The organism is Chitinophaga sp. RAB17, from assembly GCF_052114225.1.
GTDB lineage: Bacteria > Bacteroidota > Bacteroidia > Chitinophagales > Chitinophagaceae > Chitinophaga.
In genome coordinates this window covers 264,379-277,345 of sequence record NZ_JBFREI010000003.1, presented here as the reverse complement: position 1 = coordinate 277,345, position 12,967 = coordinate 264,379, and the positions used below count along the sequence as shown (strand labels likewise).

8 protein-coding genes are annotated in these 12,967 nt (G+C 47.9%); 7 read left to right on the top strand and 1 reads right to left on the bottom strand.

Annotated features, from left to right (window positions below; genetic code table 11):
* The first annotated feature begins 43 nt into the window (after positions 1-43).
* The 7 genes from AB4Z08_RS12935 to AB4Z08_RS12905 all read left to right on the top strand — a co-directional run bounded on the left by AB4Z08_RS12935 (position 44) and on the right by AB4Z08_RS12905 (position 10,423).
* Positions 44-1,591 (top strand): alpha-N-arabinofuranosidase, encoded by a 1,548-nt coding sequence (locus AB4Z08_RS12935; RefSeq protein WP_441574158.1) that lies wholly within the window; start codon positions 44-46, stop codon positions 1,589-1,591.
* Positions 1,592-1,733: 142 nt separating this feature from the next.
* The gene (locus AB4Z08_RS12930; RefSeq protein ID WP_441574157.1) at positions 1,734-3,407 is read left to right on the top strand and encodes a ribulokinase; all 1,674 of its coding nucleotides are present in this window, start codon (positions 1,734-1,736) and stop codon (positions 3,405-3,407) included.
* A gap of 7 nt (positions 3,408-3,414) precedes the next feature.
* On the top strand, positions 3,415-4,113 hold the full coding sequence (locus AB4Z08_RS12925) for an L-ribulose-5-phosphate 4-epimerase (protein ID WP_441574156.1): 699 nt from the start codon (positions 3,415-3,417) through the stop codon (positions 4,111-4,113).
* Positions 4,114-4,123: 10 nt separating this feature from the next.
* Entirely contained in the window at positions 4,124-5,599 is a 1,476-nt protein-coding gene (gene araA, locus AB4Z08_RS12920; protein WP_441574155.1) for an L-arabinose isomerase, read from the top strand.
* A 127-nt stretch (positions 5,600-5,726) separates the two neighbouring features.
* Positions 5,727-7,409, top strand: a complete 1,683-nt coding sequence (locus AB4Z08_RS12915; RefSeq protein WP_441574154.1) for a sodium:solute symporter family transporter — start codon at positions 5,727-5,729, stop codon at positions 7,407-7,409.
* Positions 7,410-7,640: 231 nt separating this feature from the next.
* Positions 7,641-8,360 carry an NUDIX hydrolase gene (locus AB4Z08_RS12910; RefSeq protein ID WP_441574153.1) on the top strand — a complete coding sequence of 240 codons (720 nt, stop codon included), beginning with the start codon at positions 7,641-7,643 and terminating at the stop codon, positions 8,358-8,360.
* Positions 8,361-8,425: 65 nt separating this feature from the next.
* Positions 8,426-10,423: an alpha-L-arabinofuranosidase C-terminal domain-containing protein gene (locus AB4Z08_RS12905; protein ID WP_441574152.1), complete on the top strand. Its 1,998-nt coding sequence runs from the start codon at positions 8,426-8,428 to the stop codon at positions 10,421-10,423.
* Between the two features lie 170 nt (positions 10,424-10,593).
* Here AB4Z08_RS12905 and AB4Z08_RS12900 read toward each other — a convergent pair whose 3' ends face one another.
* Positions 10,594-12,948 (bottom strand): beta-L-arabinofuranosidase domain-containing protein, encoded by a 2,355-nt coding sequence (locus AB4Z08_RS12900; RefSeq protein WP_441574151.1) that lies wholly within the window; start codon positions 12,946-12,948, stop codon positions 10,594-10,596.
* Positions 12,949-12,967: the final 19 nt, after the last annotated feature.

The window sequence follows — 12,967 nt, the reverse complement described above, 5'->3', positions numbered from 1 at the left end:
CAGTAAATCAAAGTTGTGTGACAGGATATTTTAAAACCTCGTTATGAAAAAACAATATCATTATATCTGTACAGGTATTATAGGTCTGTTGCTTTCCACGCAGGCCATACAGGCACAAAATACGGTTACCTTCCGTTCTGATGCGCCCACACAAACGATCAACCGCAATATCTACGGACATTTTGCGGAACATCTCGGCAATTGTATTTATGGTGGGTTTTATGTGGGCGACACTTCCCATATTCCCAATACGAACGGGGTCCGCAAGGATGTTATCGCCGCCCTGCGCAAAATGAAAATTCCCAATCTCCGCTGGCCGGGTGGTTGTTTTGCAGATACTTATCACTGGAAAGATGGTATAGGCCCGAAAGATAAAAGACCGGCCATCGTAAATACGTGGTGGGGAAATGTCACGGAGAACAACAGCTTCGGCACACACGACTTCCTGAACATGTGTGAAGAGCTGGGGGCACAGCCTTACCTCTCCGGCAACGTAGGCAGCGGCACGGTGCAGGAACTGGCGGACTGGGTGCAGTATGCCAACTTCGGTGGTAAAAGCCCGATGTCTGACCTGCGCCAGCAAAACGGCCGGAAGGAACCCTGGAAGGTTCGCTTCTGGGGCGTAGGTAACGAAGCCTGGGGCTGCGGCGGTAATATGCGTCCTGAATATTATGCAGATCTGTACCGCAAATTTGCCACCTTTATGAATAGTGATTTGAAGGATGGAATTTTCCGGATCGCCTCCGGCGCCAGCGATGCGGATTATAACTGGACCGAAGTGCTGATGAAAAATATTCCACTGCATTTGTTGCAGGGCGTGGCCGTGCACCATTATTCTATCATAGACTGGAACCGCAAGGGCGATGCGGTGGATTTTACAGAGCAGCAATATTTCACTACGATGAAGTCGGCCCTGCTGACCGATACCCTGATCCGTAAACATACGGCCGTAATGGACAAGTATGATCCGGCAAAAAAAGTAGCCCTTGTAGTAGACGAATGGGGCGGATGGTATAACGTGGAAGGGGGAACGAATCCCGGCTTCCTGTTCCAGCAAAATACTATGCGCGATGCTATGATCGCAGGTTCCACCCTCAACATCTTTAATAACCATTCCGATCGTGTACGCATGGCCAACCTGGCACAGGCGATCAATGTACTGCAATCGGTTATTCTTACTAAGGGAGACACCATGGTGTTAACGCCCACCTACTACGTGATGGAGATGTACAGTGTACACCAGGATGCCACCCTGATCCCTGTTGACGTTCACTGCAACGACTATACGCTTGGTAATGAAAAATTACCGGCCGTTACTGTTTCTGCTTCGAAAGATAAAAATGGCGTTACGCATATTTCCCTGGTAAATATTGATGCCCATAAAGTACAGGAAATTACGCTGGATACCCGCAGCCAGGCCTACAAATCTGTCAATGGCCGATTACTTACCTCCACTAAATTGCAGGACTACAATAGTTTTCCAAAGCCAAATACTATTAAGCCGGTAGATTTTAAAGGAGCGTCGCTTAAGAACAATACCATCAGCGTAAAATTACCGCCTTTCTCAGTGGTAATACTGGAGCTGAAGTGAGAATTACGAATTAGGAATTACGAATTACGGAGTTGTGGGGAGACTTACGCGAATATCTCCTGCAAAATCTCCCCTCAACTCCGTAATTCGTAATTCTTAATTCGTAATTCCTTTTTTAATAAGTGTCAATTTTACAGTAAATATGAAACCATCATACGTAATAGGTGTTGACTTCGGCACCGATTCGGTTCGTTCTATCATAGTAGACGCACAAAACGGTCAGGAAATAACAGCGGCGGTATTTTACTATCCACGCTGGAAAGATGGCCTGTACTGCAACGCCGCACAGAGCCGTTTCCGTCAGCACCCGCTGGACTATGTAGAAGGACTGGAAAGCACCATCAAACAATGTTTGCAGCAGGCAGGGACTACTGTGGTGGCTAATATCAAAGCCATCTCCGTAGATACCACAGGCTCCAGCCCTGTGGCAGTAGATGAAACCGGTACACCGCTGGCGCTTACACCCGCCTTCCATGATAATCCCAACGCCATGTTTGTATTGTGGAAAGATCATACCGCTCTGAAGGAAGCAGCCGCCATCAACGCTACGGCAGCCACCTTTGAAGAGAACTATCTTCGCTTTGTTGGCGGCATTTATTCTTCTGAATGGTTCTGGGCTAAATTGCTGCATATTCTTCGTGCAGACGAAGCCGTTAGGAAAGCTACGTATTCCTGGGTAGAGCATTGTGACTGGATACCTTTTCTCCTTTCGGGAGGCAAACATGTAAGTCAGTTGAAACGGGGTGTTTGCAGCGCCGGCCACAAAGCCCTTTTTGCAGAAGCATTTGGCGGGCTGCCCCCCGATGCTTTTTTCACGGCCGTAGATCCGTTGTTACAGGGATTCACACAACGTCTCTTTAGCAAAACATATACCGCCAGTGAAGCCGCCGGGCATCTGTGTCCGGAGTGGTCGGAGCGGCTGGGACTTCCCACCAGTGTAGTCATCGGCATCGGCGCATTTGATGCGCATATGGGTGCCGTAGGCGGACAAATAGAGCCATATCACCTCAGCAAAGTAATGGGTACTTCTACCTGCGATATGTTGGTAGCGCCCATGGAAGAGATGCAACACACCCTGGTGAAAGGCATCTGTGGTCAGGTACCGGGATCCGTGATCCCCGGTATGATGGGCATGGAAGCCGGACAATCTGCTTTTGGAGACGCTTACGCCTGGTTCAGCAACGTACTGGCGTGGCCGTTACAACAGCTGCTGCCTTCCTCTTCCCTGATAGACGCCGCCACTGCCGCCAGGTTAGCGGAAGAAACGAGTGGTAGAATGATCACTGAGCTGGCCCGGCAAGCCGCGCAGATTGCCCCGGAAGAGCATAGTGAACTGGGGATCGACTGGCTGAATGGTCGCCGTACCCCCGATGCGGACCAATCGCTCAAAGGCACCCTCACCGGTCTGAATCTCGCTACAGATGCTCCCCGCATTTTCCGTACCGTGGCGGAGTCCACCTGCTTTGGCGCCAAAGCCATTGTAGAACGTTTCGAAAGGGAAGGCGTACCTGTAAAAGGATTGATCGGTATTGGCGGTGTAGCCAAAAAGTCGGCCTTTATCATGCAGATGATGGCAGATGTGATGAACATGCCTATCCGTATTCACCGCTCCGAACAAACCTGCGCATTGGGCGCCGCCATGTTTGCTGCTACCGCCGCCGGTATATTTACCCGCGTGGAAGATGCCATGGAAGTCATGGGGCAGGGCTTCGAAAAGACTTATCAACCGGAAGTACAACGGGCAGGAATATACGAAAACAGGTACCAGAAATATAAAGCATTAGGCGCCTTTACCGCCGCCATCACCATAGATTAATAGTAGCATGCAACAGTATCAGGATATCCGGCAGGCAGCATACGAGGCCAATATGCAGTTGCCTGCATTAGGACTGGTGATCTTCACCTTCGGTAACGTGAGTGCGGCGGACCGCCGGCAAGGTGTATTCGCCATTAAGCCCAGCGGTGTGCCCTACGCTGAACTGACACCGGAAAAAATGGTGATAGTGGATTTTGATGGCAGAACAGTAGAAGGACAATTACGTCCGTCTTCTGATACGCTGACCCACGCCGTATTATATAAACACTGGGAACATATTGGCGGCATTGTCCATACCCACTCTACCTATGCCACCGCATGGGCACAGAGTCAACGTGATATTCCCATTTATGGCACCACGCATGCCGACCATAATACAGTAGACATTCCCTGCGCACCGCCCATGTCTGATGAGATGATTGCCGGCGACTATGAATACGAGACCGGCTTTCAGATCATGAACACATTGTTACAGCGCGGACTTACTTACACCGACATAGAAATGATCCTGGTAGGAAACCATGCGCCCTTCACCTGGGCTACCACACCTGCCAAAGCAGTATATAACAGTGCCGTGCTGGAATCAGTGGCACAGATGGCGTACCTCACCGAGTCGATCAATGGCAACGCTCCCCGTCTGAAAGACGCACTCATCAAAAAACATTTTGAACGTAAACATGGCCCCAATTCCTATTACGGGCAGTAAACCAAGCAACATGATTAATCTGAAAACATTTGAGATCTGGTTTGTCACCGGTAGCCAGAATCTATACGGAGAAGAAACATTAAGACAGGTAGCTGCACACAGCCAGGAAATAGCCGCCGCGCTGAACCGGGATGCGCGTATACCCGTTACCGTAGTATACAAACCAACGGTGAAATCACCTGAGGAAATTTATACTGTATGCATGGAAGCCAATGCTGCTGACAATTGTATCGGTATAGTTACCTGGATGCACACTTTTTCGCCAGCCAAAATGTGGATACGTGGATTGAAAGCATTGGCCAAACCCATATGCCACCTCCATACTCAGTACAACCGTGATATTCCCTGGAGTGAAATAGATATGGACTTCATGAACCTGAACCAGAGCGCGCATGGCGACCGGGAATTCGGATTTATGATGAGCCGTATGCGCATCAACCGCAAAGTAATCACCGGCCACTGGCAGGATCCGGAAGTACTGGATGAACTGGGTGCCTGGGCCAGGGTGGCCGCCGGATGGCACGACTGGCAAGGAGGACGCTTTGTGCGCTTTGGCGATAACATGCGCTTTGTTGCTGTAACAGACGGTGATAAGGTAGAAGCAGAATCCAAACTGGGCTTTTCCTGCAATACACATGGCATAGGGGACCTGGTGAGTGTGATCAACGGTATCTCTGATGCCGCGGTAGCCTCCCTGGTAAAGGAATATGGTGATAGCTATACCATTTCATCTGCGCTGCTGCAGGATGTAGCGTTGAAAGATGCCGCCAGAATAGAACTGGGCCTGAAAGCATTCCTGGAAGCAGGCGATTACAAAGGATTCTCCGATACATTTGAAGACCTGCATGGCATGCTGCAATTGCCCGGTATTGCCGTACAACGCCTCATGAAAGCAGGCTATGGCTTTGCAGGGGAGGGCGATTGGAAAACAGCCGCACTGGTAAGAGCCATGAAAGTAATGGGCAGCGGTTTACCCGGCGGTAACTCTTTTATGGAAGATTATACCTACCATTTTGATCCGGCTAACCCACTGGTACTCGGCTCGCATATGCTGGAAATCTGTGAGTCGATAGCAGACGGTAAACCTTCCTGCGAGAAGCATCCGCTGGGAATAGGAGGAAAGTCAGATCCGGTAAGACTGGTGTTTAACTCCGCTGCAGGTCCTGCCATCAATGCGTCTATGGTGGATATGGGGAACCGTTTCCGTTTGCTGGTAAACGAAGTGGAAGCGGTTGCACCGCCACAGGATCTGCCTAAGCTGCCGGTAGCCCGCGTATTGTGGAAACCTTATCCCGATATGAAAAAAGGATGTACCGCCTGGATACTGGCTGGTGGCGCACATCATACCTGCTATAGTCAGAACCTTACCACCACACATATGCAGGACTTTGCCGAAATGGCCGGCATAGAACTGGCGCTGATAGATAAACATACTGACCTGCGCGAATTTAAAAATGAACTCCGCTGGAATGACAAAGCATATTAGAAATAGCTTTTAGCCATTAGCTTTTAGCTTTTAGCAAAATGCAGCATAGATGATGTTATGCTAATGACTCGCTGCATTTTGCTAAAAGCTAAAAGCTAATGGCTAAAAGCTAAAAAACCCTCCCGTTATGAAAAATATACTCTCCACTGGCGACATCCTCGTCTTTATCATTTACTTCGTTGTTGTATCTGCTTACGGTTACTGGATATATAGCAAGAAGAAGAAAACCGCTACTGATACCAAAGATTTTTTCCTGGCAGAAGGATCACTTACCTGGTGGGCCATCGGTGCCTCTCTGATTGCCTCCAATATTTCTGCGGAACAGTTTATCGGCATGAGTGGCGATGGCTATTTTGTAGGAATAGCGGTAGCCGCCTATGAATGGATTGCTGCCATAGCACTCATCATCATTGCAGTGTGGTTTATTCCCATCTACCTGAAGAATAAAATTTATACCATGCCACAGTTCCTGAAAACACGCTACAATGAAACGGTAGCGTTAATCATGGCAATTTTCTGGCTGTTTTTGTATGTATTCGTTAACCTTACTTCTATTTTATACCTCGGCGCGCTTGCTATCAATGGCTTGCTGGGCGGGGAATACCTGCATGTTGTCATGATTGCCCTGTCTGTTTTTGCTGTCATTATTACATTGGGAGGCATGAAGGTAATTGGCTATACCGATGTGATACAGGTGAGTGTACTTATCATTGGCGGACTGGCTACCACTTATATGGCCTTAACGCTGGTGAGTGAAAAATTTGGCCTGGGGCATAATGCCATGGCTGGTTTTAACGCCCTGATGAAAGATGCACCGGATCATTTTCATATGATATTAGCCAAACCCGATGCTGCATCTTCACAGGAATATATCAACAAATATTTAGTGCTGCCGGGTATCCTGATGTATGCAGCAGGACAGTGGATTGTGAACCTCAACTACTGGGGTTGCAATCAGTATATCACGCAACGTGCGCTGGGCGCTAATCTGCAAACCGCCCGTAATGGTATTCTCTTTGCCGGTCTGTTAAAAATTATGATGCCTGTCATCGTTATGTTGCCGGGTATTGCGGCTTACGTGTTGCAGAAAAATGGTCACCTGCCAGGTCTGGATAGCAAAGACGGGGCATATGCAGCTATTCTCGGTTTTCTGCCTTCCGGCCTGAAAGGCTTGTCTATTGCCGCCTTAACAGCAGCTATTGTAGCGTCACTTGCAGGCAAAGCCAATAGTATCTCTACCATTTTTACATTGGATGTATACCGGAAATATATCAGCAAAGATGCGTCGGAAGAAAAGCTGGTGTGGACCGGCCGTATTACTGTCATCGTGGCCATGGTATTAGGGATCCTCTTTACCTGGAATGATCTGCTGGGAATTGGCGGTGAAGGTGGTTTTACCTTCATTCAGAAATATACCGGCTTTATCAGCCCCGGTGTATTTGCCATGTTCCTGCTGGGTATGTTCTGGAAACGTACTACCGGTGCTGCGGCAGTAGCAGGTATCATTACGGGCTTTACCCTCTGTGTTTTCTTTAACCAGTTTGCACCAACTGTATTAGGTCACGAAACGATTTTTTATACGGCTTATCCCAATGGAAAAGGAGGATATGAAATTCCTTTCCTCATCTGTATGGGACTGGCTTTTATGTTTACCATGATCGTGATGATTGCCATCAGCTTCGCCGGACCAAAAATAAATCCCAAAGCATTTGTACTTGATAAAGCGATGTTTAAGATCAGCCCGGCTACTACCGTATTGATTGTTATTACGCTGTTGTTGCTATCGGCGTTGTATATACGCTTTTGGTAAAGCGTGGATTTGTCTTTCTCAGGATTATACTGATTATACTGATTTTTACTTTTTGATTTTAGTAGGAGTAATAGAGATGGTATAGCATAAAAAGCAAGAATAACTTCGCTATCTTACAAAATCCTACAAAATAAAAAAAGCAAAAATCAGTATAATCAGTATAATCAGTATAATCCTGAACAAAGACAAAGCTCCGCTTTAATTTGTACTTTCACTGACTAATACATCGTTATGAAGAGATATTCGCAGCAGACCAGGTTGTTATTTGCCGTTGACTGTATCATATTTGGGTTTGACGGGCAAGAGCTGAAACTGCTGCTGATAGAGAGAGGTTTTGAACCTTGCAAAGGGCAATGGAGCCTGGTAGGCGGCTTTGTACAGGAGAGTGAAAGTGCGGAAGATGCGGCCAGCAGGGTGCTTAAAAATCTGAGTGGACTGGATGGTATTTACATGGAGCAACTGCATACCTTTAGTTCTCCTTCCCGGGATACAGTAGAACGTACAGTGTCTGTGGCCTACACTGCCCTGATAGATATCCAGAAATATAAACAACAATTGAACGAAGATTTTCACCCCGTATGGTTTCCTATTAATCATCACCCTGACCTGATCTTTGATCATAAAGCGATGGTAGACCTGGCGAAGGAAAAGCTTCGTTATAAAGCAGCCCTGCACCCGTTATTGCTGGAGCTGCTGCCAGGTAAATTCACGATCCCTCAATTACAGCACCTGTACGAATCTGTGTATAATATCTCTTTTGATAAAGGTAATTTCAGCCGCAAGATTCTTTCTACCAAACTGCTGGTAAAGCTGACAGATAAGGATAAGCTGAGCTCTAAAAAAGGCGCCTTTTACTATAGAATAGATCGCAAAAAGTATAACGCCAACTTCCACGCGTTCCTCAACTTTGTTCCTGATCCGCACGTGCTGCAGCATAACAGCAGGTTGTAAAAAAAGGAGAAGTTATTTAATTGTTATTTTGACAATTAAATAACTTCTGTTAATTTAGATTTGTTATGAAAATACAAAAGCACTCCATACTGTTGCAGGTGGTAGTTATGTCATTACTCCTGTCGATGTTGTTTCCTGCAGGGGTAGCGGCGCAACGGCCATTGAAATTTACCGTGAAAGCCAATGAAGTTAAAACGGCTGTTTCACCCAATATGTGGGGCATCTTCTTTGAAGATATCAACCTCAGTGCAGATGGAGGTATTTATGCGGAGCTGGTGAAGAACCGTTCCTTTGAATTCAGTGCACCGCTCATGGGCTGGAGTATTCCGAAGGAAGTAGCCGCTAACGGGCAGGTGCTGGTTATCAACCGGCAGCTTACCAACGCTGCGAATCCCCGCTTTGCCAGGGTAACGGTACCCGATATACGTAATTTCGCATTGGTGAACGAAGGATTCCGTGGTATGGGTATTAAAGCCGGAGAGCGATATAATTTCTCTGTGTATGCCAGACAGGAGTCCGCTACGCCAGTGGAACTTACTGTTGCCTTACTGGATGAAACGGGAAAGGCTATCGGCAGCACTACCATCACACCCGCAGGCAACAGCTGGCAGCGATATAAAGGTAGCTTCACCGCTTCCGCTACGGTATCTAAAGGAAAGTTACAGGTGGCATTCAAGGGTCCGGGCATAGTTGATATAGACATGATTTCATTGTTCCCGCAGCATACCTGGAAAGAGCGCCCCAATGGCTTACGCGCGGACCTCGTGCAATTGCTGGCGGATCTCCATCCGGGATTTCTCCGCTTCCCCGGAGGTTGTATTGTAGAAGGACGGGAGCTGGCCAACCGTTATCAATGGAAGAAAACAGTAGGAGATGTGAATGAACGCGAAGTGATCATGAACCGATGGAATACCGAGTTTGCGCACCGTGCTACGCCGGATTATTTTCAATCTTTCGGACTGGGCTTCTTTGAATACTTCCAGTTAGCGGAAGATATTGGTGCTTCACCACTACCTATTCTCAACTGTGGCATGGCCTGTCAGTATAATAGCGGCGAAGTTGTTGCTGTAAATGAGCTGGCCCCTTACATACAGGATGCACTGGATCTGATAGCATTTGCCAACGGGGACGTGAATACCACCTGGGGTGCCCTGCGCGCCAAAATGGGACATCCTGCACCATTTAACCTGGAAATGATGGGGGTAGGCAATGAACAGTGGGGACCGCAGTATGTAGAACGTTATACCATTTTTGCAAAAGCGATTAAAGAAAAGTATCCGGACATAAAATTGATCAATAGCCTGGGACCCGGGCCGGACGGTGATAAATTCACTTTTCTGAATGATACATTGCGCAAACTGCACGCAGATATCCTGGATGAACACTATTACAGTTCCCCCGACTGGTTCCTGAAGAATGCCTCGCGTTACGATGCATACGACCGCAAGGGACCTAAGATTTTTGCCGGTGAATATGCCGCTCACAGCAAAGGTGTGGGCAATGGTGACAATAAAAACACCTGGCAGTGCGCGCTGGCGGAAGCTGCGTTTATGACCGGTCTGGAACGCAATACAGATGTAGTGGTAATGGCTTCTTACGCGCCACTGCTGGCACATGTGGAAGGCTGGCAATGGACACCGGACCTGATCTGGTTTGATAACCTACGCTCGTATGGTACGCCGAATTACTATGTACAAAAAATGTATGCTAACAACAAAGGGAGTGCAGTGGTGCCGATCCTGAAAGATAATGACGTGATCAGTGGACAGGACAGCGTTTATGCGTCGACGGTAGTTGACTCTGCTACCGGCGAACTGGTGATGAAGCTGGTGAACACATCTGCCAATTCTATTCCTGTGGAATTGACAGTGCAGGGCGCGAAGCTGGCTACCACCGGCAGCTTAACTACATTGAGAAGCAATAGCCTGGAGGGACTGAATTCATTGGATCAGCCCATGAATATTTCCCCGGTAATACAAAGTATTGATATTAAAGGCAAGACGATACGAGCCAATATCGCACCCTGGTCCTTTTATGTGATCAGGAGTAAGATGAATAAGTAGATCCTTTAACTGTCTCACTACATAAACCGTTGACGGGAAATACTCCTGTCAGCGGTTTTTTTTCAGCATGATTGCATGTGTCAATGGTACGGTGGGAAAACGGTTCTTTCGTGGTAGCTGACCGCTGGGTTGTTTCCGGGCGATTGCCGCGGAAACAACCCAACGGTCATTTACTCTTTCACCATTCTGCAGCCATACAGTGGTCCGGCGCTGTTATTGTTTTTAGGTACAAAACGTATGTTCACGCGTTCTTTTCCTTTTGTCAGACTTTCAGGTATTGCATAGGAGATGTGATAAAACCGGCTCTCCTTGAATTTATTGAGATCTTCTGTGGCGATCGTGGTGCCGTCTACTATAATGTCGAATGTTCTGCCGCGGTTATCCATGCCCCAGTACGTGCATTGCAGGGTGTGCTTGCTGTTGGGAGCTACTTTCATCTGGAAGGAAAAATAGCCTTCCGGCCAGGCGATGCGCCATTTGCGGCCATGCTCTTCTTCTGTGGTTGTTTTTTCGCCGGTGAATTCATGATCACGTTCTGGTTGCATTTCTCCGGGTCGAAGGATATCTGTGGTGCGGGCATCGAGTTCCTGTTGCTGCTTTTTTTCGGCTGCATAGCGTACCTGTTGGAGTTTCCAGCTCTCCGGTGAAAATACATCCCAGTAGACAGTGTAGTATTCGTTCTTAGTTTGATAGAAAGGTGTCAGCATAACATCCTGTGGTTGTGCGGTACCAGCAGAACGGAAGGTGAGTGTATTGTTATCGGTACGTTTGATCCAGGTACCAGGAGAGTGATTGGCGGTGACCAATACCGGCACACCACTAACCGGGTCTGGTTCTTTTTCGCCGAGTATACCGGATAGCAGCGCTGGGCCATAGAACAATGCCTGCCGGTTTGGATTATCGGGCATCGCTTCCGTGTACACATCTGCCGGTAAGGTAAGCGTTACCTTATCATTGTTTTTCCAATTGCGGCGGATCACAAAGTAGCCACCTGCATCTGTGGTGAGCGGCTGGTCGGTACCATTTACCTGCAGGGTAATGCCAGCTCTCGCCCAGGCTGGTTTACGAATGCGTAACGCAAAGGAAGCAGTCTGCTTCGTACTAACGGTGAAGGCAGTACGATTATCGGCTGGCAGATTGTTTTCCTGTTTCAGGGTAATCCCTTTTTCCTGCCATTGGAGTACAGATGGGATGTAGAGGTTGACATACAGACTTCCGTCTTCGCCTTTGTAATAAATGCTCTCGCCATATTTCACATGATTTTCCATACCTGATCCAACGCAGCAGGTAAAGGTTTCGAACTCATCACTGTACTCTTTTTTGCCACCCATACGGAGTGGTACGAAGTAGCACATCATACCGGTTTCATGATTCTGAGAGGCGAGGATATGATTATACAATGCCTTTTCGTAATAGTCCATTAGTCTGGCTTGTGGCGACAAAGCAAACAGGTGCCTGGTCAGCTTCAGCATATTATAGGTATTGCAGGTTTCGGTGGTATTGTCTGTTAGTGCTTCGTTGAGTTGTCTGGCGGCGCCGAAATATTCATAATTACTATTACCTCCGTTGGCATAGGAATGATCTTTTGTTACTACCTCCCAGAAGTAGGTGGCAATCGCGGCATCGTTGCTGTCTTTATTCAGTTCATATCTCCGGATGCTGGCAATGGCTTTGGGGATCTGGGTATTGGAATGCTTACCGGGAAGTACATCTTTCCCGATGGCCAGTGAATCAAGAATACGTTTATCATAAAAGCGATAGGAGAGGTCCAGGTATTTTTTATCGCCACTCAGGGCGTAGGTATTGACAAGTGTTTCCGCCATGCCACCGTATTCGCAGATCAGCATTTGCTGCATTTGTGCTTCCGTGAGGTTTTTGATGACGTTGTCGGTCCAGTCGGCGATACCTTTGTTTACCTGCAATGCTTGTGCATTATTGCAATAGAGCCATGCGTCCAGTAAGCCGGCCATTATTTTATGTACCGTATACCAGGGTGACCAGGCGCCATTGAGGTCAAAGCCACGGGAGCGGATATCGCCGGCGGCTACTTCGGTCCAGAGTTTATCATCATTGGGGAAGGCGCCAATATATCCGCTGTGGCGGCTTTGCTGACATTGTGCCAATTCATTTACCAGGTAGTTCACCCGGTTCAGGTAAGTGGTATCTTTTGTGGCGGCATATTGCATGGCGCAGGCGGATAAGTAATGGCCCATGGTATGTCCGGCGAGGCCACCGGTTTCCCAGCCGCCGTATTGTTTCCCTTTAGGTGCCAGACCAGCATTGGAGCGGAAGGCCGACAGCAGCCTGTCGGGGTCTATTTTTAACAGGTAATGTGCATCCGCCAGCATGGCTGTTTTGAAGGGGCCATCCAGCAACGTTACAGCCGCTAAGGGAAACGGATATGCTTTAATGGCTACTGCCGGCAGCACTTTCATCTTAGGCTCTTTCCAGCCCGGAACATAGGACTGGGCAGTAGTGCTATAGTACCCTGCCAGTGCGAGACAGGTAATGATCAGTCTTTTCATATTCATCGATATTTATCCC